21 protein-coding genes are annotated in these 24209 nt (G+C 69.0%); 9 read left to right on the forward strand and 12 right to left on the reverse strand.

Annotation, left to right across the window (positions count from 1 at the left end):
- Nucleotides 1–5 precede the first annotated feature (5 nt).
- From O5O54_RS13975 to uxaC, 4 genes are all read right to left on the reverse strand, one after another.
- Nucleotides 6–1286 carry a TRAP transporter large permease gene (locus O5O54_RS13975; protein ID WP_279482411.1) on the reverse strand — a complete coding sequence of 427 codons (1281 nt, stop codon included), beginning with the start codon at nt 1284–1286 and terminating at the stop codon, nt 6–8.
- A gap of 4 nt (nt 1287–1290) precedes the next feature.
- Nucleotides 1291–1881, reverse strand: coding sequence for a TRAP transporter small permease (locus O5O54_RS13980; RefSeq protein WP_279482412.1), 591 nt, complete (start codon nt 1879–1881; stop codon nt 1291–1293).
- A gap of 128 nt (nt 1882–2009) precedes the next feature.
- Nucleotides 2010–2984 carry a TRAP transporter substrate-binding protein gene (locus tag O5O54_RS13985; RefSeq protein WP_279482413.1) on the reverse strand — a complete coding sequence of 325 codons (975 nt, stop codon included), beginning with the start codon at nt 2982–2984 and terminating at the stop codon, nt 2010–2012.
- A gap of 46 nt (nt 2985–3030) precedes the next feature.
- The gene (gene uxaC, locus O5O54_RS13990) at nt 3031–4437 is read right to left on the reverse strand and encodes a glucuronate isomerase (protein WP_279482414.1); all 1407 of its coding nucleotides are present in this window, start codon (nt 4435–4437) and stop codon (nt 3031–3033) included.
- 107 nt (nt 4438–4544) lie between these two features.
- Here uxaC and O5O54_RS13995 point away from each other — a divergent pair, with 107 nt between their 5' ends.
- Nucleotides 4545–5570, forward strand: coding sequence for a Gfo/Idh/MocA family oxidoreductase (locus tag O5O54_RS13995; protein WP_279482415.1), 1026 nt, complete (start codon nt 4545–4547; stop codon nt 5568–5570).
- An 11-nt stretch (nt 5571–5581) separates the two neighbouring features.
- Here O5O54_RS13995 and O5O54_RS14000 read toward each other — a convergent pair whose 3' ends face one another.
- Nucleotides 5582–6292 carry a GntR family transcriptional regulator gene (locus O5O54_RS14000; protein WP_407061707.1) on the reverse strand — a complete coding sequence of 237 codons (711 nt, stop codon included), beginning with the start codon at nt 6290–6292 and terminating at the stop codon, nt 5582–5584.
- 118 nt (nt 6293–6410) lie between these two features.
- On the opposite strand from O5O54_RS14000, the gene uxuA reads away from it, so the two are divergent.
- On the forward strand, nt 6411–7628 hold the full coding sequence (gene uxuA, locus O5O54_RS14005; RefSeq protein WP_279482417.1) for a mannonate dehydratase: 1218 nt from the start codon (nt 6411–6413) through the stop codon (nt 7626–7628).
- A 440-nt stretch (nt 7629–8068) separates the two neighbouring features.
- Here the strand turns inward: uxuA and O5O54_RS14010 are convergent, their stop codons facing one another.
- The 7 genes from O5O54_RS14010 to O5O54_RS14040 all read right to left on the reverse strand — a co-directional run bounded on the left by O5O54_RS14010 (nt 8069) and on the right by O5O54_RS14040 (nt 14631).
- Complete coding sequence (locus O5O54_RS14010) at nt 8069–8257, reverse strand: hypothetical protein (protein WP_279482418.1); 189 nt, start codon at nt 8255–8257, stop codon at nt 8069–8071.
- Between the two features lie 150 nt (nt 8258–8407).
- Nucleotides 8408–9562, reverse strand: coding sequence for a Gfo/Idh/MocA family oxidoreductase (locus O5O54_RS14015; RefSeq protein WP_279482419.1), 1155 nt, complete (start codon nt 9560–9562; stop codon nt 8408–8410).
- A 4-nt stretch (nt 9563–9566) separates the two neighbouring features.
- A complete protein-coding gene (locus tag O5O54_RS14020; protein ID WP_279482420.1) occupies nt 9567–10325 on the reverse strand; it encodes a sugar phosphate isomerase/epimerase in 759 nt (252 codons plus the stop codon).
- A gap of 102 nt (nt 10326–10427) precedes the next feature.
- On the reverse strand, nt 10428–11522 hold the full coding sequence (locus tag O5O54_RS14025) for a sn-glycerol-3-phosphate ABC transporter ATP-binding protein UgpC (protein WP_279482421.1): 1095 nt from the start codon (nt 11520–11522) through the stop codon (nt 10428–10430).
- Nucleotides 11519–12439 carry a carbohydrate ABC transporter permease gene (locus O5O54_RS14030; RefSeq protein ID WP_279482422.1) on the reverse strand — a complete coding sequence of 307 codons (921 nt, stop codon included), beginning with the start codon at nt 12437–12439 and terminating at the stop codon, nt 11519–11521. Before O5O54_RS14030 ends, O5O54_RS14025 begins: the two co-directional genes overlap by 4 nt.
- The gene (locus tag O5O54_RS14035; protein WP_279482423.1) at nt 12439–13323 is read right to left on the reverse strand and encodes a sugar ABC transporter permease; all 885 of its coding nucleotides are present in this window, start codon (nt 13321–13323) and stop codon (nt 12439–12441) included. Before O5O54_RS14035 ends, O5O54_RS14030 begins: the two co-directional genes overlap by 1 nt.
- A gap of 60 nt (nt 13324–13383) precedes the next feature.
- On the reverse strand, nt 13384–14631 hold the full coding sequence (locus tag O5O54_RS14040; RefSeq protein WP_279482424.1) for an ABC transporter substrate-binding protein: 1248 nt from the start codon (nt 14629–14631) through the stop codon (nt 13384–13386).
- 54 nt (nt 14632–14685) lie between these two features.
- On the opposite strand from O5O54_RS14040, the gene O5O54_RS14045 reads away from it, so the two are divergent.
- The 7 genes from O5O54_RS14045 (at nt 14686) to O5O54_RS14070 (ending at nt 24196) form a co-directional block, all read left to right on the forward strand.
- Nucleotides 14686–15843, forward strand: coding sequence for a LacI family DNA-binding transcriptional regulator (locus tag O5O54_RS14045; protein ID WP_279482425.1), 1158 nt, complete (start codon nt 14686–14688; stop codon nt 15841–15843).
- A gap of 273 nt (nt 15844–16116) precedes the next feature.
- Nucleotides 16117–16203 carry a K(+)-transporting ATPase subunit F gene (kdpF, locus tag O5O54_RS22455; protein ID WP_407061712.1) on the forward strand — a complete coding sequence of 29 codons (87 nt, stop codon included), beginning with the start codon at nt 16117–16119 and terminating at the stop codon, nt 16201–16203.
- 28 nt (nt 16204–16231) lie between these two features.
- Complete coding sequence (gene kdpA, locus O5O54_RS14050; RefSeq protein WP_279482426.1) at nt 16232–17941, forward strand: potassium-transporting ATPase subunit KdpA; 1710 nt, start codon at nt 16232–16234, stop codon at nt 17939–17941.
- A gap of 80 nt (nt 17942–18021) precedes the next feature.
- Nucleotides 18022–20076, forward strand: coding sequence for a potassium-transporting ATPase subunit KdpB (gene kdpB, locus O5O54_RS14055; protein WP_279482427.1), 2055 nt, complete (start codon nt 18022–18024; stop codon nt 20074–20076).
- 22 nt (nt 20077–20098) lie between these two features.
- Nucleotides 20099–20722: a potassium-transporting ATPase subunit KdpC gene (kdpC, locus tag O5O54_RS14060; RefSeq protein ID WP_279482428.1), complete on the forward strand. Its 624-nt coding sequence runs from the start codon at nt 20099–20101 to the stop codon at nt 20720–20722.
- 124 nt (nt 20723–20846) lie between these two features.
- Complete coding sequence (locus O5O54_RS14065; RefSeq protein ID WP_279482429.1) at nt 20847–23522, forward strand: sensor histidine kinase KdpD; 2676 nt, start codon at nt 20847–20849, stop codon at nt 23520–23522.
- Nucleotides 23519–24196 (forward strand): response regulator, encoded by a 678-nt coding sequence (locus tag O5O54_RS14070; RefSeq protein WP_279482430.1) that lies wholly within the window; start codon nt 23519–23521, stop codon nt 24194–24196. The genes O5O54_RS14065 and O5O54_RS14070 overlap by 4 nt, the downstream gene beginning before the upstream one ends.
- Nucleotides 24197–24209 lie beyond the last annotated feature (13 nt).

The raw sequence follows: 24209 nt of genomic DNA on the forward strand, positions 1-24209 counted from the left end.
ATCCCCTATCGAAACACGGCCGGCAGCCAGAGCGACAGGGCGGGGATGTAGGTCACGAGCAGGAGAACCACGACGCCCGCCCCGTAGAACGGCCAGACGGAGCGCATCGCCTCCCATACCGATATCTTGCCGACGGCGCACGCCACGAACTGCACCCCGCCGACCGGCGGCGTGTTGAGGCCAATCCCGTAGTTGAGGATCATGATCACCCCGAAATGCACGGGATCGATCCCGTAGGCGGTGGCGATCGGCAGGAAGATCGGGGTCGTGATGATGATCGTCGGCCCCATGTCCATGAAGGTGCCCAGCAGCAGCATCAGGACGTTGAGGAGGAGGAGGATCATGATCGGGTTGTCGGACAGGCTCTGCATCCAGTCGACCAGGGTGGCCGGCACCCGCAGGAACGCCATCAGCCAGGAGAAGGCCGCCGCCGTGCCGATGATCAGGAGCACCATGGCGGTGGTCCGCACGGCGCCCATCGTGGCGTGGACGAAGTCGGCCCAAGTGAGCTGGCGATAGACGAAGACGGTGACGAGGAGGGCGTAGAGGACCGCGATGCAGGAGCTTTCGGTCGCCGTGAAGATGCCCGACCGCACGCCGCCGAAGATGATGGCGATGAGGAGGAGGCCGGGGATCGCCGCGGCCAGGAGATGGCCGATGACGAGGAAGCCCCCGAACGGCTCCGTCGGATAGCCGCGCTTGCGCGCGACGATATAGGCCGTCGTCATCAGGGACAGGGCCAGGAGCAGGCCCGGGATGATGCCGGCGGTGAAGAGGTCGGCAATGGAAATGCGGCCGCCCGCCGAGATCGAGTAGATGATCATGTTGTGGGACGGCGGCAGGAGGAGCGCGATCAGAGCCGCCATCGAGGTGACGTTGACGGCATAGTCGGCCCCGTAGCCGCGCGCCTTCATCTGCGGGATCATGATGCCGCCGACCGCGGCCGCTTCGGCCACCGCCGAGCCCGAGATGCCGCCGAAGAGGGTCGAGGTCAGGATGTTCACCTGGCCGAGGCCCCCGCGCACGTGGCCGATCACGCTGGCGGCGAAGGCGACGATGCGGCCGGCGATGCCGCCGCGCACCATGAGGTCGCCGGCATAGATGAAGAAGGGGATGGCGAGCATCGAGAACACGCTCATTCCCGAATTCAGCCGCTGGAACACCACGAGCGGCGGCAGGCCCATGTAGGCGACGGTGGCAAGGCTCGAGATGCCGAGGCAGAAGGCGATCGGCGTGCCGATCAGCATGAGGAGCGTGAAGACGCCGAAAAGGATCGTCAGTTCCATCGGCTCAACCCTTGCGCTGGAGGTCGGCCGCGTCGCGGCGCACGTCGGCGATATTGTCGAGTTCGACCGCGATCTCGGACGGGGCCACGTCGTCGAGGGTGGCGTCGATCGGGGCACCGGACAGGCGCAGGATGATGCGTTCCAGCGCGAAGAGGGAGACGAGCGCGCCGCCGCCCACGATCGGGTAGTAGTCCCAGGCTCCTGAAATGCCCAGCGCGGGCAGCGTCGTGTTGACCGTCAGCGAGACGAGGCTGGAGCCGTACCAGACCATGCCGATCCCGAAGATCAGGATCGCGATGTCTGAGATCATCCGCAGCCACTTCTTGGCCCCGGAAGGGACGACGTAGAGCAGCACGTCGAAGCCGAGATGGTTGTTCTCGCGCACGCCCACCGCCGCGCCGAGAAAGATGAACCAGCTCATCAGCATCACCGCGCCGGGCTCGGTCCAGCTCGGAGAATCGTTGAGGACGTAGCGGCAGAAGACCTGCCAGCCGACGATCACCGTCATCAGTACCAGCCCGAACCCCGCAAGATACAGCGCGGCGAGATTGAAGCGGGTGAGGATCGGAACGCCAAGGTTTGGCTGTGCGGACATCGGACCATCCGTTGCGGGCGGGGCAGCCATGTGCCGTCGCGGCTCGAGGACGAGCGCTCAGGCGATCGGTGACTGAAGTGCAGGAAACGGGTCCCGGCGCGCGGCGCCGGAACCCTGGCCTTGCGGCCTTACTGCGTGGCGCGCACGTCCTCGACGAGCTTGCGCAGGACGTCGTCCTTCACGTGCTTGTCGTAGACCGGCTTCATCGCATCGATGAAGCCCTGCTTCTCGACCTCGTTGATCTCCGCGCCCGCTTCTTGCGCCTTCTTGCGCGAGCTCTCGGTCATGGTCGTCCAGAGTTCGCGCTGGCGCCCGACGCTGTCCTTGGCGGCTTGGCGGAAAATGGCCTGGTCCTCGGGCGTCAGGCCATCGAAGGCCGCCTTGTTCATCACGAAGACTTCGGGAAGGATCGTGTGCTGGTCGAGCGAATAGTACTTCGCGACCTCGACGTGACGGGCGGTGTCGTAGCTCGGAAAGTTGTTCTCGGCACCGTCGATGACGCCGGTCTCGATCGAGGAATAGACCTCGCCGTAGGGCATGGGCGTCGCGTTCGCGCCGAGCGCGGACGTCATGTCGACGAAGATGTCGGACTGGATGACACGGAACTTCAGGCCGGCCATGTCGGCGACGGTGCGGATCGGCTTCTTGGAGTTGTAGAAGGAGCGCGAGCCCGCGTCGTAGAAGGCGAGCGCCACGAGGCCGGCGGGCTCGAAGGCGGCCTTGATCTGGTCGCCGATCGGTCCGTCCATCACCTTGTGCATGTGCTCCTCGTCGCGGAACACGTATGGCAAGGCCGGGACGATCGTCTCCTTCACGGTGCCGTTGAAGGGCGCCATCGACACGCGGTTCAGCTGGATCACCCCGGAGCGGACCTGCTCGATCGTGTCCTTCTCCTCGCCGAGCTGGGCGGAGTGGTAGACCTCGACCTCGTAGCGCCCCCCGGTGCGCTCCTTGACCAGCTCGCCGAAATACTTGACGCCTTCGACGGTCGGATAGCCGTCCGGATGGGTGTCGGACGAGCGGAGCACGGTCTGTGCGCCGGCCGCGCCGACGCCGAGGATGGATGCGAGCGCGACGCCCGCCAGAAGCCTCATCATGCGCATTCGGTTTTCCTCCGGTGGTTCCGGGCTTTTCGCCCTGTTTTGAAATTCAGAGACGGTAGGCCTTCTTGGCGAGGCCGTAGGCGAGGTCGCTCGCGAGTTCGTACGCTTCGTCCTCGCGCAGGCGGTGCTCGGTCACGAGGCGCGCCAGGAAGCTGCAGTCCACCCGGCGCGCGACGTCGTGGCGGGCAGGGATCGAAGGGAAGGCGCGCGTGTCGTCGTTGAAGCCGACCGTGTTGTAGAAGCCGGCCGTCTCCGTCGTCGCCTCTCGGAAGCGCCGCATGCCTTCCGGACTGTCGTGGAACCACCAGGCAGGTCCGAGTTTCAGCGCAGGATAGACGCCGGCCAGCGGTGCCAGCTCGCGCGCATAGCTCGTCTCGTCCAGGGTGAAGAGGATGACGCTCGCCTTCGGATCGGTGCCGACGGCGTCGAGCAGCGGCTGGAGCGCGCGCACGTAGTCGGTGCGGGTCGGGATGTCGAAGCCCTTGTCGCGTCCGAACCTGGCGAACATCGAAGCCGAATGGTTGCGCAAGGAGCCGGGATGGATCTGCATGACCAGTCCATCGTCGACGCCCATGCGCGCCATCTCGGTCAGCATCTGGGCACGGAACAGGGCACGCTCCCCGGCGTCAGCCGCACCGGTCCGAACGCGATCGAACAGCCGCGCGGCATCCGCCTGTCCGAGATTGGCGGTCTCTGCCGTCGGATGGCCATGGTCGGTCGCCGTGGCACCGAGCGCCTTGAAGGTTGCGCGCCGCTGGCGATGGGCGTCGAGATAGCCTTTCCAGTTGCCGGTGTCCTCGCCGGTCATGGCGCCGAGACGGTCGAGATGGCCGAGGAAGCCCTCGAAGTCCGGATCCACTACCGCGTCAGGCCGGTAGGTCGGCACGACGCGCCCACCCCAGCAGCTTTCGCGGATCGCCTCGTGTACGGCGAGGTCGTCGAGAGCGCCGTCCGTGGTGGCGATGACCTCGATGTTGAAGCGCTCATAAAGGGCGCGGGGACGGAAGGCATCCGTCCGGAGGCACCCGGCGATCGCGTCGTAATGACTGTCGGCGGTCTCGGCGGTCAGCGGCTCCGACAGGCCGAACAAGGTCTCGAGCGTGTAGTCGAGCCAGGCGCGGGTGGGCGTTCCGCGAAAGAGGTAATACGACTTGGCGAAGCGACGCCAGATCGTTCGGCCATCGGTCTCCACGGGTGCGCCGTCCAGCGTCGGCACCCCGAAGTCTTCCAGGCGCTCTCCCTGGCTGAAGAGCATGCGGAAGATGTAGTGGTCGGGAACGATCAGGAGTTGCGCCGGATCGGGGAACAGCCGATCCTCGGCGTACCAGCGGGGATCCGTGTGCCCGTGCGGGCTGACGATCGGCAGGCCCCTTACGCTCTCGTACAGCGCGCGTGCCAGCGGACGCACGCTGGAGTCGGCCGGAAACAGAAAGTTCGGATCGACGAGTGCCATGCGCTTGCTTGCCCCTCCCAAGGCAGTCGAACGGTATCGTTGCGTTGGAGATCATGTCAACATACAAATCGACAATTGATGTGATGACTTTTGTCGGGGGGAATTTCATGACGCGCGTTGCCATCATCGGTCTGGGCATGGCGGTGAAGCCGCACGTTGCGGCCCTCCACGCCCTGCGGCATCGCGCGGAGGTCGCCGCCTGCTACAGCCCCTCCCCCGAACGCCGGGCCGCCTTCGCCGGCACGCACGGCCTGCCCATCGCCGACGACCTCGACGCGATCCTTGCCGACCCGTCGATCGAGGCGGTCCTTGTGCTGACCCCACCTTCGACGCATCTCGACCTCGTGCGACGCGCAGCGGCAGCCGGCAAGCACGTCCTTCTGGAAAAGCCGCTGGAGATCGACGCGGGCCGCGCGCGGTCGTTGGTCGAAGCCGCCGAAGGGGCAGGCGTACGGCTCGGCATCGTGCTGCAGAACCGTTTTCGTCCATCGCTGGAAGGCGCGCGCGGCCTCCTGCGCGAGGGGACCCTCGGCGAGCTCGTCAGCGTATCGGCACGGCTCAGCAACTATCGCCCGCAAAGCTACTACGACGAGCCGGGGCGCGGGACGCGGGCGCGCGACGGCGGCGGCGTGCTGCTCACGCAAGGCATCCACACGCTCGATGCGATGATCGCGCTGACCGGCCTGCCGGAGGAGGTCGCGGGCTTCGCCGCCACCAGCCGCGCCCACCGGATGGAGACGGAGGACGTCGCCCATGCGGCGCTGCGCTTCGCGAACGGGGCGCTCGGCGCGGTCAGCGCGACGACGGCCGCCTTTCCCGGCTTTCCGGACGCGATCGACCTCTTCGGCACCCTGGGCTCGCTGCGCCTCGATTCCACCGGGGCGGACGTCGCCTTGCTGAACGGGCGGCAGTGGCGGATCGACGACGGAAGCGCGGGCAACGGCGCGGGCGCCGATCCCATGGCCTTTTCCAGCGCCAACCACGAGCGCCTCATCGCCGATTTTCTCGACAGCGTCTCGGAAGGCCGCGAGCCGCGCGTCAGCGGGCGCGAGGCGCTGAAGGTCCATGCCCTGATCGACGCGATCCTCGCCTCGTCCGAGGCTTCGGGCGCCCCCCGGCGGGTGGGCGGTTGACGGGCGACCGCTCAGGTGCCGGGACCGAAAAGCGCCGGATGGGCGGCCGCGATGATCGGGAGCGAGCGCAGGATCTCGCGAAGATGGGTGCGCATGACCGCCTCGGCCTCCGCCTCGCCCGCCGCCGCGACGGCATCGACGATGGCCTCGTGCTGCGAGACGAGAAGCCGGAGATGCACCTCTTCGGCGCTCAAGTAGCGAACGCGGTCCATCTGCGCCTTGACGTCCTCCACCACACGCCAGGCGAAGGGGACGCCCGCGACCTGGGCCAGCGTGCGGTGGAACAGTTCGTCGAGCTTCATGAAGGCGTGGACGTCGGTCTCGGCGACGCGCTTCTGGCGGGCGATCTGTTGGCGCAGGCCCTCCACGGCCTCCTGGGTCGCCTTGGCGGCCGCGTTGCGCGCGACGTCGGCCTCGATCGCCTCGCGCACGAAGCGCGCCTCCATGACGCGCGCGACCGAAATCGGCGAGATGTACGTGCCCCGCTGCGGGCGGATCTGAACGAGGCCAGCCTCGCCGAGCTTGATGAAGGCCTCGCGCACGGGCTGGCGCGAGACCGAATAGGCGCGAGCGATCTCGGTCTCGGAGATCGGCTCGCCGGGCTTCAGCTCCGCCCGCACGATGCGCTCCCGCAGCAGGCCATAGAGCTGAGGCGCGATGGCACCTGCAGCGTTCAACGCGCCGCCTCCGCCACCCGCCGGTCCGCTTCGCTCTTCGGCCATCCGCAACCTTCCGAAAGAACTCCAGCCGTACTCCCATACTTCCATACTAGTCAACGCTGAGCTAGAAGGGGTCGCGAGGGCGGTGACGTCCCGCCCAATTCCGACGAGGAATATTCTGATGCGGCAGACCTGGCGCTGGTTCGGACCACGCGATCTCACCTCGATCGACGACATGCGCCAAGCCGGCGTCGAGGGCGTCGTCAGCGCCCTTCATCATGTGCCGACGGGCGACGTCTGGACGCCAGAGGAAATTCGCCTGCGACAGGAGGAGATCGGGCGCACGAAGGACGGCTCGCCATCCGGGCTGAAATGGGAAGTGGTCGAGAGCCTGCCCGTATCGGAGGACATCAAGAAGCAGAAGGGCGCCTGGCGCGAGCATGTCGCGGCCTACAAGGAGAGCCTCGGGAATCTTCGCGAGGCAGGCCTGGAGACCATCTGCTACAACTTCATGCCCGTCCTCGACTGGACGCGCACGGACCTCGTCTTCCGTGTGCCGCACGGCGGCACGGCCATGCGCTTCGACCTCATCGACTTCGCCGCCTTCGACATCCACATCCTCCGACGCGACGGCGCGGCGGAGAGCTTCGCGCCGGAGGTCGTCGAAAGAGCCGCCCGGCGCTTTGCCGACATGAGCGAGACGCGCCGGCGCCAACTTGCCGCGAACGTCACGGCGGGCCTGCCGGGCTCGACCGAAAGCCTGTCGATCGAGGACGTGAAACGCCATCTCGCCGAATACGACCGGATCGATGCCGACGGCCTGCGCGCCAACTTCATCGCCTTTCTGGAGGAGGTCGCCCCGGTCGCGGAAAAGCTCGGCATGCGGCTGTGCTGCCACCCCGACGACCCGCCCTTCCCGCTCCTCGGCCTGCCGCGCATCATGTCGGATGCCGGGCACTACCGCAGGATCCTCGACGCGGTGGATGTCCCCGCCAACGGCATGACGCTCTGCTCGGGCTCGCTCGGTGCCCGACCCGACAACGACCTGCCGGCCATCATGGCCGAGTTCGGCCCGCGCGTTCACTTCATCCACCTGCGCAACGTCACCTTGGAGGAGCCGGGTGTACCGGCCTCCTTCCACGAGGCCGAGCACCTGGGCGGCGGAACGGACATGGTGGCGCTGATCGCCGCGATCGTCGCGGAGGAAAGGCGACGCAAGGCCGAAGGACGGAGCGACCACCAGATCCCCATGCGCCCCGACCACGGGCAGGACATCATCGACGACCTCAACCGTCGGGGCCAGCCGGGCTATCCGACGATCGGGCGATTGAAGGGCCTGGCCGAGCTTCGCGGCATCATGACCGCGCTGACCCATCCCAGCGTTTCGGTAAGCCCGTAACCAGGGCGATCCACGGCCCCGTCCTTGGGGAAAGGCCGGGACATCGATCCGACGCTGGATGCGAAGGCACCCGATACCAAAACCCGCACCGCCAAGGTTTCGCGGGGGCGGGCCGCCGTCCGGAAGCGCGTTTCCGGCGACCGCCGCCTCCAGGCAGCGCCCCGTCTCTAGAATCTCGCGGGCGCCGAAGCGGGAAGCCGCGAGGGAGCCTGCCCGGCGGCGGCATGCGCGCGGTGTTTCCCTCGTCCCGGCTGCGGCCGGCACGGGTGTCGACCTTTGTCGACAGGCTGGTGTCGTGCTTCAGGAGCGCTTAGCCGAGCACCGCGGCTTCGACGAGACGCCAAGCCTGCCGTCGTCCTGCCCGCCCCGAGCGGGACGGAGCCCTTGCCGTTCTGCTGGACGAAACGCGGTGGACCGGGCGCTGTACCGCCGGTGGAAGCTCACTTCGGCGAGGGCGGCAGCCACCGCGGCTTCGGCGTGCAGGGCGGTCGCATCGACGATCGGCACGAGGACGTCGAGCCCGTATCGCCCGGCGAGGCGGCCCTTTCGGACAGATGGAGCCTTTCGAAGCCGGCCTTGCGCGCCTGGACGGCCAGGTCGGGATCGTCTTCGACGAGAAGGATGCGCATGAAGGAAGCCTCGCCGGCCGGCCGTTCCGGGGTGGGAACCCACCTATAGCAGACCTCTTCGGCGACGAAGAGGCGGCCGGTCGGCCGGCGTTTCGCTTCATCGTCGCCGGCAGGACGTCGAACCCTCGGGCAATCGCCGCCGGCCCCGGTTCAGCCGACCCGGCGCAGCGGCGCCTCATGGAGCAGCGAGAGAGCCTCGTCGTCGGTCAGGGCCTCCGGTCGCGCGCAGCGCGAAGCCACGGCCAGACCGCGCCCCTCCTCCGCCGACCGAAGAATGGCGAGCATCACGTCGAGGATATGGAAGGCCCATGCGCCGCCGACGCGCGGCTCGCGCGCCCCTTCGATCGCGTTGGCCATCTCCGCGAGGCCGAGGCCGCGGTAGTTGGCATGGATCGGCTTGGCCGCGGGATAGTTCGCCCGGCCGTAGAAGCGGTCGGCCATGTCGGCGCCCGTCCAGCTGTCGCGGTCGACCGCCCGCTCGACGCGCCCGCCGAAGAAATTCGGGTCGGGCACCCGCAGCGAGGCGGTCTCGCCATGCAGTTCGATCGGCGCGTGGGCGTGTTTCCAGACGTCCCAGCTGGCCAGGAGCGTCACCTGCGCGCCGCTCTCGAAACCGAGGACGGCGTGAACCGTCGTCGGGACCTCGACGCGGATGCGCTGGCCGACATTCGGCCCCTCGGCCGTCACCACCCGCTCCGCCAAACCGACCCGGCCGACGGCCGTCACCTGGGCGACGGGTCCGAGCAGCGTGACGAGGGCGCCGATATAATAGGGGCCCATGTCGAGCACCGGGCCGCCGCCCGGCTGGAAGTAGTAGGCCGGCGCCGGGTGCCAGTGCTCCATGCCGCGCGACATGATGGTGGCGACGCCCGAGATCACCGGGCCGACCGTCCCGTCGTCGATCATGCGGCGGCAGGTCTGGAGGCCCGGCCCGAGGATCGTGTCGGGCGCTGAGCCGACCTGAAGCCCTTTTTCGCGCGCCTTGGCGACGATCGCCTCCCCGTCGGCGCGGGAGGTCGCCAGCGGCTTCTCGGTGTAGACGTGCTTGCCGGCGTCGAGTGCCTGGAGCGAGACGGCGGCGTGGGCCTCCGGGTTGGTGAGGTTGAGGACGATGTCGACCTCGGACGAAGCGTAGAGCTCGTCCGGCGACATCGCCCGCAGGCCGTATTGCGCGGCCCGCGCCTCGGCGGCCTCGGCGCGCATGTCGGCGCAGGCGGTGAAGCGGATGTCGCGGAAAAGGGCGGCGTTGCGCAGGTAGATGTCGGAAATGACCCCGCAGCCGATGAGGCCGATGCGCTGGACCATGGTCTCAATTCCCCTTGTCGAAGCGCCCGAAGGCTTCGATCGTGTTGCGTGCGAAGCGGCTGAAGTCGCTCGGATTGTCGTGCTCGGCGATCATCAGGTCGGCTCCCGCCGCCCGGCCCCTGGCCCAGAGCGAGGCCCAGTCGAGCGTGCCCTCGCCGACGTCGGCCCATCCGTCCTCGTCGGTCTTGGTGCCGGCTTCCGCGATGTCCTTGACGTGCAGCGCCGAGACGCGGCCGGAATAGCGATCGAGCCAGGCCGCCGGATCCTCTCCGCCGCGCACGACCCAGGCGAGATCGGCCTCCCATTCGAGCGCCGGATCGGCGTCGAGGATGTAGTCCAGCGGCCGCCCGCCGCCCTCGACCTCGCGCAGTTCGAAGTCGTGGTTGTGCCAGGCGGCGCGCAGGCCCTCCGCCTTCACGCGGCGTGCGACGGCCCCCATGCGGGAACCGAAGTCGCGCCAGCCGGCGGCGTCCGCCGGACGCTGGTCCGGCAGGAGGTAGGGCACAACCAGGATCTCGTTTCCGAGGGTGCGGGCGATCTCCAGCGAGCGGTCGAACTCCTTCTCCAGGAGATCGACGCTGAAATGGCCGCTGCGGGCCGTGAGACCGTTGGCCTGGAGGCCGGCCTTCAGCGCCGGCAGGTCGTCGTAGAGGCCGCGAAAGCATTCGACGTCGGTGTAGCCGAGTTCGGCGACCTCACGCAGCCGGTCGGCGAGCGGCGGAGCGTTGCGGGCGGAATAGAGCTGCATGGAGAAGGTGGTCATGAGGCACTCCGTGGATGCGAAGGATTGAAGGCGCGGGCACGGTCCGGCCGGCCGCGGACGTCGGACGGGCGTGCGGCGCGAGGGGTTGGGGAACGGCGGACCCTAGAGCCGCGCGCCGTCCGTGGCGAAGAGCGAGGCCTTGGGAAGGTCCAGACCGAACCGCAGCGTCTCGCCGACGCGATGGCGGCTTTCGCCGTCGGTGCGGATGGCGAGCGGCTGGCCGCCGAGGCTGGTCCAGAGCAGCGTGTCGGCGCCCATCGGCTCGACGACTTCGACGCGGCCCTCGGCCGACGCGAGGCCCGGCCCGACGGCCTCTCCGAGACGGATGTGCTCGGGCCGCAGGCCGAGGCTCGCCTCGCCGGACAGCGGGCCGGTTCCGGACGCCTCGTATCCTTCCAGCGAAAGCGCCTGCGAGCCGGCTTTGAAGCGCCCGTTCTCGACGCGACCCTCGACGAAGTTCATGGCGGGCGAACCGATGAAGCCCGCGACGAAGCGGTTCACGGGACGGCGATAGACGTCGCCCGGCGGTCCGATCTGCTGAATCACGCCGTTCTTCATGACGACGATCCGGTCGGCGAGGGTCAGTGCCTCGATCTGGTCGTGCGTGACGTAGATCATGGTGTTGCCGAGGCTCTGGTGGAGGCGCTTGATCTCCACCCGGAGCTCGGCCCTGAGCTTGGCGTCGAGGTTCGACAGGGGCTCGTCGAAGAGGAAGACGTCGACTTCGCGCACGAGGGCCCGGCCGATCGCGACGCGCTGGCGCTGGCCGCCCGACAGCTCCGCCGGACGGCGCTTGAGATAGGGCTCGAGCTGCAGCATCGTCGCCGCCTTCGCGACGCGCGCCTGGATCTCGGCTTTCGGGACCCCGTTCATCCGGAGCCCGAAGGACAGGTTGTCCTCGACGCTCATGCGCGGATAGAGGGCATAGGACTGGAACACCATGCCGATGCCGCGGTCCTTGGGCTCGGCCCAGGTCACGTTCCGGCCCGAGATCCAGATCTCGCCGTCGGTGATGTCGAGAAGGCCGGCGATCGCGTTCAGAAGCGTGGACTTGCCGCAGCCGGACGGCCCCAGCAGCACCAGGAACTCGCCCTGCCGAACCTCGAGATCGAGTCCGTCGATCGCCTTGTGCGCGCCGTAGTGGATGTCGAGCTCGCGCACCGCGACGCTCGACGGATGGACCGTTGATATCATCATCCCTTGACGCTCCCCGCTGCGATGCCCCGCACGAACCAGCGGCCGGACAGGAGGTAGACGACGAGCGGCACGAGGGCCGTCAGGATCGTCGCCGCCATGTTGACGTTGTAGAGTTTCTCGCCCTGGGCCGAGTTGACGATGTTGTTGAGCTGCACCGTCATCGGAAGGTTCTCCCGGCCGGCGAAGACGAGGCCGAGGATGAAGTCGTTCCAGATGCCCGTGACCTGTAGGATCACCGCCACCACCAGCATCGGCGTCGACATGGGCAGCATCACATGGACGAAGATCTGCCAGAAGCCTCCGCCATCGACGCGTGCCGCCTTGAACAGCTCGGCCGGCAGCCCCGCATAGAAGTTGCGGAACAGAAGCGTCATCACCGGCAGGCCGAAGATCACGTGCACGAGCACGATGCCAGGCAGCGACCCGTAGATGCCGAGCGCCGAGAAGATGCGCACGAGCGGATAGATGAAGACCTGGTAGGGGATGAAGGCGCCGAGCAGCAGGACGACGAAGAGGACGTTGGCCCCTTTCACGCGCCAGAGCGACAGCGCGTAGCCGGTGACGGAGCCCAGCGCGATCGAGGCGATCACCGACGGGATCAAGATCTTTACCGAGTTGAGGAAGCCGACCTGGATACCGGAGCAGTCGAGCCCGGTGCAGGCGGTGGACCACGCCGCGACCCAGGCCTGGAAGCTCGGGTCGGACGGCCAGGCGAAGATGTTGGCGAGGCGCACCTCGTCCATCGTCTTCAGCGAGGTGACGACCATGATGTAGAGCGGCAGCAGGAAGAACGCCGCCGACAGGGCGAGGAAGGCGTAGAGGCCGATCCGGCCCGCCGTCAGGCGCCGGGGCTTGCGGCCCCGATGGGTGGCGGCGCGGTCGAGCGTCGCCGGCGAAAGCGTGTCGATCGCGGTCATCAGGCGCCTCCCCGCTCTTTTCGGAAGTATTCGGCGTAGATCCAGGGCGCGAGGACGCAGAGCACGGTGACGAGGAGGACGGTCGAGGCCGCCGCCGCGAGGCCGATGTTCTGCCGCTCGAAGAGGTAATCCATGACGTATTTCGCGGGCACGGCCGTCGAGGTGCCGGGGCCGCCGTTGGTCAGCGCCACCACGAGGTCGTAGACCTTCACCACCGCGATCGAGAGCAGCACGACGGAGGTGATGATCATGGGTTTGAGGAGCGGCAGGACGATCGAGGTGTAGACGCGCCAGGCAGGGATGCCGTCGACGCGCGCCGCCTTCCAGAGGTCCTCGTCGACGCCGCGCAGGCCCGCCAGCATCAGCGCCATGACGAGGCCCGCCGACTGCCAGACGCCGGCGATCACGACGGCGTAGATCGCCATGTCGCGCCGCACGACCCAGTCGAAGCGGAAACTCTCCCAGCCCATCGCCTGCACGGCTTCCTGGATGCCGAGCGTCGGGTTCATCATCCACTGCCAGACGAGGCCGGTGACGATGAAGGACATGGCGTGCGGATAGAGGAAGATGGTCCGCAGCCCGTCCTCGCCGCGCACCCGCTGGTCGATCGCGACCGCCAGGAGAAAGCCGAGGACCAGGCAGAACCCGATGAACAGGACGCCGAACAGCGCCATGTTCTGGATCGACACGAGCCAGCGCGGATCGCCGAACAGGCGCTCGTACTGCTGCGTGCCGACGAAGCTGTTGACCGGCAAAAGGCGGGAGCCGGTGAAGGACATCCAGATCGTCCAGCCCATCGTGCCGACATAGGCGAAGAGGACGATCAGGATCGTGGGGGACAGCGCGACGACCGGAGCGGCCGAGCGCAGGGTGCGCGTCGCCATGGGCGGGCCTCCATTTCGAGCGATAGGGCTGGGCCGCCCGACGGGCGACCCGCCGTAGCGTCAGTCGGCCGAGCCGATCACGGAGGCGAAGTCCGAGGCGAAGTCTTCCGCCGTCGCGGACGGGTCGTTGAAGTAGGAGGTGATCGTGTCCTGCAGCGCGCCCACCGTGTCGGCCGAGACATGGAAATTGACCGAAGGGATCTGGTTGGCCTCGTCCCTGACGAGTTCGGCCCCGCGGCGCGCGCAGGCATCCATGCCCGAGACGTCGACATCGGTCCGCACGGGGATCGAGCCCTTCTTCTCGTTGAAGGCGATCTGCGTGGCGGGGTCGAGCATGGTCCTGGCCAGGAGGTTCTGCGCCTCGGTCGCCGCGCCGCCGCCGAGCTTGGGGAAGACGAAGACGTCGCCGCCCATCACGTAGCCCGTCTCGCCCGGCACGAGGGCGCAGCCCGCGTCCTCGCCCGGAACCATGCCGGCGGCGATGAAGTCGCCCTTGGCCCAGTCGCCCATGATCTGGACGCCCGCCTGGCCGGTGATCACCATGTTGGTGGCGTCGTTCCAGTTGCGGCCCGGCGCGCCGGCATCGACATAGTCGCGCATCCGATGGAAGGTGGCCGCGACGTTCCGGAACGCCTCGGAGGCGATCGCCTCCTCGTCCTTGTCGCGATAGACTTTCAGGAACAGTTCCTTGCCGCCTTGGCCCAGCAGCACGGCGTCGAAGACGAGGGCCTCCTGCCAGGGCTGGCCGCCCCATGCGATCGGCGTGACGCCGGCGGCCTTGAGCTTGTCCATGTCGGCGAAGAAGGCGTCGAAGGTCGTCGGCGCCTCGGTGATGCCGGCCTTCTGGAGGGTCGCGGTGTTGTAGAACATCCAGTTGTGGCCGTGGATGTTGACGGGAACCGCATAGAACTTGCCCTCGCGCGAGGCCGCGTTGACGATCGGCGCGGGGATCACCTCGCGCCATCCGCCCTCGCCCGCCACGGTGTCGAGATCGACCAGCAGACCCTGGCCGACGAGATCGTCGAACTGGCGGCCGGTGTTGAACTGCGACGAAGTCGGCGGATTGCCGCCGACGATGCGGTTGATGGCGGCCGCCCGGAGATTCTGTCCGCCGGCGATCGCCGCATCCACCCAGGTGCCGCCCGCCTTCTCGTAGGCTTCGGCGAAGACGCGCACGCCCGCAGCCTCGCCGCCCGAGGTCCACCAGTGCATGACTTCGGCTCGGTTCGGCTCCTGCGCCACCGCACCCGACAAAGAGGCGCAAAGCATCGTTGCGCTCAAAAGAGCGCCGCGCATCAGTTTCGACATGGTATCTCCTCCCAGAGACGTCTCGTTCGACTGATGTAATCGATTACAGATACGATGCTATTCGACAAGGAAATCGATTACAAGTATGCCTGTGCCAAATTCGTTCTTGCGGAGCAGCATCACGTGAATGGGAGGCGGACGCAGGCTGCGGGACGGGGCGTACGAATCGGCGATGTGGCGGTGGAGGCGGGCGTCTCCACCGCGACCGTCAGCCGCGCCCTTGCCAGCCCCGACCAGGTGCGGCCTGAGCTGCGCGCGCGCGTCCAGGCCGCCGTCGCCAAGCTCGGCTACACGCCGAACGCCGCCGCGCGCCAGCTGCGCGTCAAGCGCAGCCGCACGGCGCTCGTCGTCACGCGCCGCCGCTGGAGCGCGCCCTTCTTTGCCGAAGTGCTGCGCGGGCTGGACGAGGAACTTTCCGCCGCCGGCTATGCGATGGTGCTCGGCAATCTGGACGAGGAGGGCGGCGAGCGAAGCCGCCAGCTGGTCGACATGATGTTCTCCGGCACGATCGACGGAGCGGTGCTCCTGTCCGGCCGCGTGGCGGCGGCCGACGGGCGCGACATGTTCGGCGCGGGCCTGCCGCTCGTCTCGCTTTGCGCTGCCATCGAGGGCACGCACACGATCCTGACCGACGAAGGCGCGTGCATCGCACGAGGCGCGCGCGAACTCCTGGCGCTCGGCCACCGCGACTTCCTGTATCTGCCGGGACCGGCGGACAACTACAACGAACAGGTTCGCTGGGCGGCGATGTCGGAGGTCTTCGCGTCGGCGCCGTCCGACGCACGGCTCTTCCGCGCCGATCACTGCGATTTCTCCTTGGCGGCGGGTGTCCTCGCCGCCCGGGACTTCCTGGCCATGTCCTGCCGGCCGACAGCCGTCGTGGCGGTGTCCGACGAGAACGCCATCGGCTTTCTCCAGACGGTTCAGGAAGCCGGCGTCCGCGTGCCGGAGGACGTCTCGGTGTTGGGCTTCGACGGCATCGAGTTCGCCGACTTCTGCCGCCCGGCGCTGTCGACCATCCGCCAGCCGCGCCTGGAGCTCGGCCGTGCCGGGGCGCGAGCCCTCCTGAAGGCCATCGAAGACGGCCCCTCCCTGCCGCTCGTGCGGCAGGTCCTGCCGAACGAGTTGTGCCTGCGCGGCTCCACGGGTCCGGTCCGAGAGGCCGGACGCTCGTTCACGAGAGACTCGGGTCCGGGCGTCTCGCGGACCTGACGAGGGGGCCTCGGCCGATCCCGAGACGAACGCTCCCCGCGGGCGGGGCGGCTCCCCGCCATCGACACCCTGACGGTCGGCAGGCTGCGCCGGGCCGAAGCGGCGGCGCGCGGCCGGGCGAAAACTCGTATGGATCCTTTATGCCGATCGGGTCCACTTGAACGGCGATCCCGAAAGGAGGGTTCGCATGTTCGATCTGATCTACCTGGCCGTGGGCCTGGGCTTCTTCGTCTTGATGGGCGCCTATGCGCGCTGGGCGGGCCAGGCCTGACGATGTTCGACCTCGTCCTTGGCGGCGCCACGGCGCTCGCCCTCGCCGGATACCTCGTCTACGCGCTCGCGCGTCCCGAGCGGTTCTGATCCCCATCTTTTCCGAAAGTCAGATGCCATGACCCTCGTCGGCTGGCTGCAAATCATTCTCATCCTGGCGGCCGTGGTCGCCTTCGCCGTTCCGCTCGGCGCCTATATGGGCCGCGTCTTCGCGGGCGAGCGCACGATCCTCTCGCCCGTGCTCGATCCCGTCGAGCGCGGCTTCTACCGTGCCTCCGGCATCGACCCGGCACGGGAACAGGGCTGGCTCGCCTATACGCTGGCCATGCTCGCCTTCAACGCGGCGGGCTTCGCCCTCCTCTATGCGATCCTGCGGGCGCAGGGCGTCCTGCCGCTGAACCCGCAGGGCTTTTCCGGCCTGTCGCCGCACCTTGCCTTCAACACGGCCGTGTCCTTCGTGACCAACACGAACTGGCAGAGCTACGGCGGCGAGACCACGATGAGCCTCTTCAGCCAGATGGCCGGCCTCACCGTGCAGAACTTCCTGTCGGCGGCGACCGGCATCGCGCTGGCCGTCGCGCTGGTACGCGCCTTCGCGCGCTCGGGCGCCCAGACCGTCGGCAACTTCTTCACCGACATGACGCGCGCCACGCTCTACGTGCTCCTGCCGCTCGCCATCGTCACGGGCCTGGCGCAGGTCGCCATGGGCACGCCGCAGACGCTCAACGCGTCGGCGACCGTAGAGACGCTGGAAGGCCAGCCCCAGACACTGGCGCTCGGCCCCGTCGCCTCGCAGATCGCGATCAAGCAGCTCGGCACCAACGGCGGCGGCTTCTACAACGCCAATGCCACGCACCCCTACGAGAATCCCTCCCCGCTCTCCAACGCCCTGACGATCTGGCAGATGCTGGTGGTTTCCGTAGCGCTCGTCTTCGCCTTCGGCCGCCTCGTCGGCGACCGGCGGCAGGCGGTGGCGATCCTCTCGGTGATGGGGCTCCTCCTCCTCTCCGCCACGACGGTCTGTTACTGGGCGGAAGCCGCCGGAACCCCGGTCCTTTCCGCGGCCGGCATCGATCCCGCGGGCGGCAACATGGAGGGCAAGGAGGTCCGCTTCGGGCTTGCCGCGTCCGCCTTCTTCGCCTCCGTGACGACCGGCCTGTCGGACGGCGCGGTCAACGCCATGCACGGCTCCTTCACGCCGATCGGCGGCATGGTGCCGATGGTGCTGATCATGCTCGGCGAGATCCTGCCGGGCGGCGTCGGATCCGGCCTCTACGGCATCCTCGTGATCGCGATCATCTCGGTCTTCGTGGCGGGCCTCATGGTCGGCCGCACGCCGGAATATCTCGGCAAGAAGATCGAGGCCAAGGAGATGAAGATGGCGGTGCTCGCGATCCTGATCCTGCCGGCCGCGATCCTCGGCTTCTCGGCGGTCTCGGCCGTGCTGCCCGTCGCCTTGTCGGGTCTCGGCAATGCCGGCCCGCACGGCCTGTCGGAGATCTACTACGCCTACGCCTCGGCGGCGGGCAACAACGGCTCGGCCTTCGGCGGACTGTCGGCGAACGCGCCCTGGTGGAACACGACGCTGGGGCTCGCCATGCTCCTCGGCCGCTTCGCCTATATCGTGCCGATGATGGCGATCGCGGGCTCGCTGGTGGCCAAGACCAGGCTTGCCCCCTCCGCCGGCACCTTCCCGACCCACGGGCCGCTCTTCGTCGGGCTGCTGGCCGGCATCATCCTGATCCTCGGCGGCCTCCAGTTCTTCCCCGCCCTCGCCCTCGGCCCCATCGCCGAGCAGGTGCAGATGCTGGCGGGCAGGACCTTCTGACGCTTCAGGCACGGGGCCCCCGTCATCCGTTTCCATTCTTCGTCGCTCGCCCGCGCGATCCGACCACAAGGAATTTTTCCATGGCTGCCAAGGCCGCAACATCCACCTTCCGGCCCGACCTCGTCGGCCGGGCCACGGTCGACGCCTTCAGGAAGCTCAATCCCGCCGCCCTCTTGCGCAACCCGGTGATCTTCGTCACGGAAGTCGTCGCGGCCGTCGTCACCGTCCTCTTCCTGCGCGACCTCGTCGCCGGCAACCCGCTCCTCTTCACCGGCCAGATCATGGCCTGGCTCTGGTTTACGGTGCTGTTCGCCAACTTCGCCGAAGCCATCGCCGAAGGGCGCGGCCGGGCGCAGGCGGACTCATTGCGCAAGGCGCGCACCGACACGGTGGCCAAGCGCATGGCCTCGGCGAAGGACCGCGGCGCCATCCAGTCCGTCTCGGCGCTCGACCTGAAGGTCGGCGACCACGTGCTGGTCGAGACCGGCGACCTCGTGCCGGGCGACGGCGAGATCGTCGAGGGCATCGCCTCGGTCAACGAAGCGGCCGTCACCGGCGAATCGGCCCCCGTGATCCGCGAGGCGGGCGGCGACCGATCGGCGGTGACCGGCGGCACGACCGTCGTCTCCGACTGGCTGGTGGTGCGCATCACGGCGGCACCCGGCTCCTCCTTCCTCGACCGCATGATCGCGCTGGTCGAGGGCGCCGAGCGGCAGAAGACGCCGAACGAGCTGGCCCTCACCATCCTCCTCGTCGGCATGACGCTGATCTTCCTGATCGCCGTCGTCACCCTCGCCGGCCTCTCGACCTATGCCGGTGCCGCGGTCTCCGTACCGATCCTGGTGGCGCTCCTCGTCACCCTGATCCCGACCACGATCGGCGGCCTCCTGTCGGCCATCGGCATCGCCGGCATGGACCGCCTGATCCGCCACAACGTGCTGGCCATGTCCGGCAAGGCGGTGGAGGCGTCGGGCGACGTCGACACGCTGCTTCTCGACAAGACCGGAACGATCACCTTCGGCAACCGCATGGCCTCGGAGTTCGTCGCCGTCCAAGGGGTGACGGACACGGAAGCCGCCCACATCGCGGTGCAGGCCTCGCTTGCGGACGAGACGGCCGAAGGACGCTCGATCCTCGTTCTGGCGCGCGAGACCTACGGCGTCGCCGTGCCGGAGGCGCCGGAGGCGGGATCGACCTTCATCCCGTTCTCGGCCGCCACCCGCCTGTCCGGCGTCGACATGGGAGGCAGGACCATCCGCAAGGGCTCGGTCGACGCGATCCGCCGCTTCGTGCGCGAGACGGCGGGCCGCGAGGTGCCGGAACCCGCCGCCTTCACCCAGGCCGTGGAGCGCATCGCGAAATCCGGCGGCACGCCGCTGGGCCTTGCCGAGAACGGCCGCTACATCGGCGTCATCCACCTGAAGGACGTCGTGAAGCCCGACATCAAGGAGCGCTTCGCCGAGCTGCGTCGCATGGGCATCCGCACCGTGATGGTGACGGGCGACAACCCGGTCACGGCCGCCGCGATCGCGGGAGAGGCGGGCGTCGACGACTTCATCGCGGAAGCCACGCCCCAGGACAAGCTGAACTACATCCGGGCCGAGCAGCGCCAGGGACGGCTGGTCGCCATGTGCGGCGACGGCACCAACGACGCGCCCGCCCTCGCCCAGGCCGATGTCGGCGTCGCCATGCAGACCGGCACGCAGGCCGCGCGCGAGGCCGGCAACATGGTGGACCTCGATTCGGATCCCACCAAGCTCATCGAGATCGTAGGCATCGGCAAGCAGCTCCTGATGACGCGCGGCAGTCTCACCACGTTCTCGATCGCCAACGACGTCGCGAAGTACTTCGCGATCATCCCGGCGCTGTTCATCGCGGCGATCCCCGAGCTCGGCGTCCTCAACGTCATGCACCTTGCGACGCCGGAAAGCGCGATCCTCTCGGCGGTGATCTTCAACGCGCTCGTCATCGTCGCGCTGATCCCGCTGGCGCTGCGCGGCGTGCCCTACCGAGCGATGAGTGCCGCGACGGTGCTGCGGCGCAATCTCCTGATCTACGGCCTCGGCGGCATCCTCGTGCCCTTCGCCGGCATCAAGCTGATCGACCTCGCCGTTTCCGCCCTCGGCCTCGCCTGAACCTTTTCCAGGGACCTCCCACATGCTTTCGCAACTTCGCGCCGCGGCCACGCTCCTCGGCGTCCTCACGATCCTTCTCGGGATCCTCTACCCCGCGACGATGACCGCGATTGCGGGGGCTGTGATGCCGGGACAGGCGAACGGCAGCCTCCTGACGCGCGACGGCCAGCCCGTCGGCTCCTCGCTCATCGGGCAGGCCTTCACGCAGCCCGGCTACCTCCAGGGCCGCCCGTCGGCGGCCGGCAACGGCTACGACGGCGCGTCGTCGTCGGGCACCAACCTTGGCCCCACCAGCGCCAAGCTGGCGGACCGCCTGAAGACGGACGGCGAGGCGATGAAGGCCGAGACCGGGGCGGCGCTTCTTCCCGCCGATGCGATCACCACCTCGGGCTCGGGCCTCGACCCCGACGTTTCGCCCGCCTTCGCCGACATCCAGGTCGCCCGCATCGCCGCGGCGCGGAACATCTCGGCCGACGAGGTGCGCCGCCTGATCGCCCGCAACACGGCGGGCCGCACCTTCGGCGTCCTCGGAGAACCGCGCGTCAACGTCCTGGCCGTCAACCTCGCGCTCGACACGCTGCCCCCTGCACCCACCGGCGCGAACGAGGCCATGCCGACGGCGTCAGTCGCGGCGCCCGCGAACTGAAGCGCCGAGCGGTCCGGCCCGCCGGACCGTACCCTTGACCGCGCGGCGCGGATGGCCCCAATCGGATGGCCTTCCGCGCCGATGCCCGTATCCGGGCCGCCCCCCCGCGAGATCCCGACCGGCCATGATCCAGGACGACGCGCCCCGCGCTTCCCCCGACGCCCTTCTCGGACAGGCCGAGCGCGAGGGCCGGGGCAAGCTGCGCCTGTTCCTGGGCGCCGCGCCGGGGGTCGGCAAGACCTACGCGATGCTGCAGGCCGCCCGCGCGGCGCGGGCCGGGGGACGCGACGTCCTCGTCGGCATCGTCGAGACCCATGGACGGGCCGACACGCAGGCCATGGTCGCGGACCTCGAGGTGCTGCCGCGTCGCCTCGTCCCCTACAAGGGCCGCCTCGTGCCCGAGTTCGACCTCGACGCCGCCCTCGCCCGCCGCCCGTCGCTCCTTCTCGTCGACGAGTACGCCCATTCCAACGTCGAGGGCTCGCGCCACGCCAAGCGCTGGCAGGACGTGGCGGAAGCCCTGGCGGCCGGGATCGACGTCTGGACCACGATGAACGTCCAGCATGTGACGAGCCTCAACGACGTGGTCCAGCGCATCACCGGCGTGCGGGTGCGCGAGACCGTGCCGGACACGACGCTGGACGTGGCCGACGAGATCGTGCTGGTGGACCTGCCGTCCGACGAGCTGATCCGGCGCCTCGCCGAGGGAAAGGTTTACGTCGAGGACACGGCCACCCGCGCCACCCAGAACTTCTTCAAGCCGTCCAATCTCACCGCGCTGCGCGAGCTGGCCCTGCGCCAGGTGGCGGCGCAGGTCGACTCGGACCTCGTCGAGCGCATGCAGGGCGGCGCGATCGAGGGTCCCTGGGCGGCCGGCGAGCGTCTCCTCGTCTGCATCGGCCCCGACGCGCAGGCCGAGCGCCTGGTGCGCGAGGGCAAGCGCCTCGCCGACCTCCTCGACGCGCCCTGGTTCGCGGTGACGATCGAGCGCCCCGGCGCGACGCCGGAGCCTGCCGACGCCTCGCGGCTCGACGCGTCCCTGCAACTCGCCAAGAGCCTCGGCGCCGAGACGCACAATCTCGTCGCCGCCGATCTGCCGACCGAGATCCTGCGCTTCTCGCGCTTCGAGAACGTCACCCAGATCGTCGTCGGCAAGGCCCGGTCGCGCCGCCTCCGGCTGCCCTGGTCGAAGGCGAGTCTGGCCGACGCGCTGGTGAGCCGCGCCAGGGGCGTGTCCGTCTTGGTCCTCACCGAAGGCGAACCTGCGCCGATCCGGGTGCGGCGCTGGCCCGAGGCCGGCGGCTGGATCGGCTACGGGGCGGCCCTCGCCAGCGTCGGCGTGGCGACGCTGCTCGGCACGGAGCTCGTGCGGTTCGTCTCCCTGCCCAACGTCTCGATGCTCTATCTCCTGGCCGTGCTCGGGCCGGCCCTCCTTTATGGCGTCTGGGCGGCGATCTTCGCCTCCTTCCTGTCGTTCGGCGCCTACAACTTCTTCTTCATCGATCCAGCGGGCACGTTCACCGTCGCCCGGCCGCACGAGCTTCTGGCGCTGGCGATCTTCCTGATCATCGCCGTCACCATCTCGGCCGTCGCGGGGCAGGCGCGCGAGCAGATGCGCGCCTCCGCCCGGCGCACGCGCGCCGCCCGGCGCCTCTTCGAGTTCACGCGCACGCTCTCGGCCCTTCCCGACGCGGGCGCCGTGGCCGAGGCCGCCGCCAGCGAGATCAACGCGGCCGTGGGCCGCGCGGTGACGATCCTGCAGTCCGACGGGGCGGACCTTGCCATCGCCGCCGCCTGGCCGCCGGACGACCGCCTCGACGTTCCCGCCCGCACCGCCGCGCGCTGGGCGCACGAACACGGCGAGACGGCCGGCGCCGGGACGCAGACGCTGCCCTCCAGCGGGTGGACCTTTCTCCCGCTCGTCGTCCAGGAGGCCAAGGTCGGCGTGCTCGGCATCGAGCGTGCGGCGGGGAGCGAGCCCCTGGACGCGGAGGTCCGGACGCTTCTGTCGGCGCTCGCCGAGCAGACCGCGGCCGCGCTGCACCGCGCGCTCCTCTCGACCGAGGTGCGCAGTGCGCGGACCGCGGCCGAGACCGAGCGCGTCAGGAACATCCTCCTCGCCTCGATCAGCCACGACTTCCGCACCCCGCTCGCCTCCATCCTCGGATCCGCGACCGCGCTCATCGAGTATCGAGACCGGCTGGACGCCGCCGCGCGCGAGGACCTTCTCGCCCAGGTCCGGGACGAGGCGCGCCATCTCGACCAGATGGTCCGCAACCTCCTGTCGATGACCCGCCTGGAAGCGGGCGCGCTCGAGATCACGAGGGACTGGGTCGACATCCGGGAAATGCTCGACCGGCTCGCCGACCAGGCGCGTCGGCGCGGCGCCGCGCAGCGCTTCGTCCTCGACGTGCCCGGTGCGCCGATCCTCGCCTATGGCGACGGGACGCTTCTCGACCAGGCCGTCGGCAACGTCGTCGGCAACGCCGTCAAGCACGCGGGCGCCAACGCCACCGTGACGCTCCGCGCCCATGCCGGCCCCGGCGGCGTGACGATCGAGATCGCCGACGACGGACCCGGCGTGCCGGAAGACCTTCGCGGGCACGTCTTCGAGAAGTTCACGCGGTTGCGCCGCTCCGCCGCGGACGGCGGGGACAGCGCGGGGCTCGGCCTCGCCATCACCAGGGGCATCGTCGAGGCGCATGGCGGGACGGTGGAACTCCTGCCGCCCGATGCGTCACGGCCGCGCGGCGCGACCTTCCGCATCAGGCTGCCCAACCAACCGGACGGACATCCATGACCCAGACGACCATTCTCGTCGTCGACGACGAGCCGGCGATCCACCGCTTCCTGAAGCCGGTCCTGACCGCCGAAGGCTACCGCGTCGCCCAGGCCATGACGGGTGCCGAGGCCTTGCGGCTGGCCACGGACAGCCCGCCCGACGCCATCGTCCTCGACCTCGGGCTCCCCGATCTCGACGGCAAGGAGGTGATCCAGCGCATCCGCCGGGCCTCGTCCGTTCCGATCGTCGTCCTGTCGGCGCGCGACCGCGAGGCCGAGAAGATCCAGGCGCTCGACCTCGGCGCCGACGACTATGTCGAGAAGCCCTTCGGCGTCGGCGAACTGACGGCCCGGCTGCGCGCCGCCCTCAGGCACGCGAGGCCGAGGACCGACCAGGGGAGGTTCGCAGCGGGGGACGTCGAGGTCGACATCGGTGCCCATGTGGTGCGCAAGGCCGGGGCCGAGATCCGGCTGACGCGGCGCGAGTTCGACGTTCTCGTCGTCCTGATGCGCGAGGCCGGGAAGGTCGTCACCCATTCGCGAATTCTGCGCGAGGTCTGGGGCTCGGCGAACGCGGGCGACACGCAGTACCTGCGCGTCTATGTCGGCCAGATCCGCCAGAAGCTCGAGGACGACCCCGCCGCACCGCGCCTGATCCTGACCGAGCCCGGGATCGGGTACCGCATAGGCTGACGGGCGGTCTCAC

Origin of the sequence: Aureimonas sp. SK2 (assembly GCF_029813115.1) — a bacterium.
Classification (GTDB): Bacteria; Pseudomonadota; Alphaproteobacteria; order Rhizobiales; family Rhizobiaceae; genus Aureimonas.

Bases quoted from the DNA above. Each gene is read 5' to 3' on its own strand.
- uxaC (WP_279482414.1), bottom strand. From the start codon at position 4,437: ATGGCACTCGTCGATCCGAACTTTCTGTTTCCGGCCGACTCCAGCGTG.
- O5O54_RS13975 (WP_279482411.1), bottom strand. From the start codon at position 1,286: ATGGAACTGACGATCCTTTTCGGCGTCTTCACGCTCCTCATGCTGATC.
- O5O54_RS14000 (WP_407061707.1), bottom strand. From the start codon at position 6,292: ATGGCCGAAGAGCGAAGCGGACCGGCGGGTGGCGGAGGCGGCGCGTTG.
- O5O54_RS14065 (WP_279482429.1), top strand. From the start codon at position 20,847: ATGATCCAGGACGACGCGCCCCGCGCTTCCCCCGACGCCCTTCTCGGA.
- kdpB (WP_279482427.1), top strand. From the start codon at position 18,022: ATGGCTGCCAAGGCCGCAACATCCACCTTCCGGCCCGACCTCGTCGGC.
- uxuA (WP_279482417.1), top strand. From the start codon at position 6,411: ATGCGGCAGACCTGGCGCTGGTTCGGACCACGCGATCTCACCTCGATC.
- kdpA (WP_279482426.1), top strand. From the start codon at position 16,232: ATGACCCTCGTCGGCTGGCTGCAAATCATTCTCATCCTGGCGGCCGTG.
- O5O54_RS14030 (WP_279482422.1), bottom strand. From the start codon at position 12,439: ATGACCGCGATCGACACGCTTTCGCCGGCGACGCTCGACCGCGCCGCC.
- O5O54_RS14070 (WP_279482430.1), top strand. From the start codon at position 23,519: ATGACCCAGACGACCATTCTCGTCGTCGACGACGAGCCGGCGATCCAC.
- kdpC (WP_279482428.1), top strand. From the start codon at position 20,099: ATGCTTTCGCAACTTCGCGCCGCGGCCACGCTCCTCGGCGTCCTCACG.
- O5O54_RS13980 (WP_279482412.1), bottom strand. From the start codon at position 1,881: ATGTCCGCACAGCCAAACCTTGGCGTTCCGATCCTCACCCGCTTCAAT.
- O5O54_RS14035 (WP_279482423.1), bottom strand. From the start codon at position 13,323: ATGGCGACGCGCACCCTGCGCTCGGCCGCTCCGGTCGTCGCGCTGTCC.
- O5O54_RS13995 (WP_279482415.1), top strand. From the start codon at position 4,545: ATGACGCGCGTTGCCATCATCGGTCTGGGCATGGCGGTGAAGCCGCAC.
- O5O54_RS14015 (WP_279482419.1), bottom strand. From the start codon at position 9,562: ATGGTCCAGCGCATCGGCCTCATCGGCTGCGGGGTCATTTCCGACATC.
- O5O54_RS14040 (WP_279482424.1), bottom strand. From the start codon at position 14,631: ATGTCGAAACTGATGCGCGGCGCTCTTTTGAGCGCAACGATGCTTTGC.
- O5O54_RS14025 (WP_279482421.1), bottom strand. From the start codon at position 11,522: ATGATGATATCAACGGTCCATCCGTCGAGCGTCGCGGTGCGCGAGCTC.
- O5O54_RS14045 (WP_279482425.1), top strand. From the start codon at position 14,686: ATGCTATTCGACAAGGAAATCGATTACAAGTATGCCTGTGCCAAATTC.
- O5O54_RS14020 (WP_279482420.1), bottom strand. From the start codon at position 10,325: ATGACCACCTTCTCCATGCAGCTCTATTCCGCCCGCAACGCTCCGCCG.
- O5O54_RS14010 (WP_279482418.1), bottom strand. From the start codon at position 8,257: ATGCGCATCCTTCTCGTCGAAGACGATCCCGACCTGGCCGTCCAGGCG.
- kdpF (WP_407061712.1), top strand. From the start codon at position 16,117: ATGTTCGACCTCGTCCTTGGCGGCGCCACGGCGCTCGCCCTCGCCGGA.
- O5O54_RS13985 (WP_279482413.1), bottom strand. From the start codon at position 2,984: ATGCGCATGATGAGGCTTCTGGCGGGCGTCGCGCTCGCATCCATCCTC.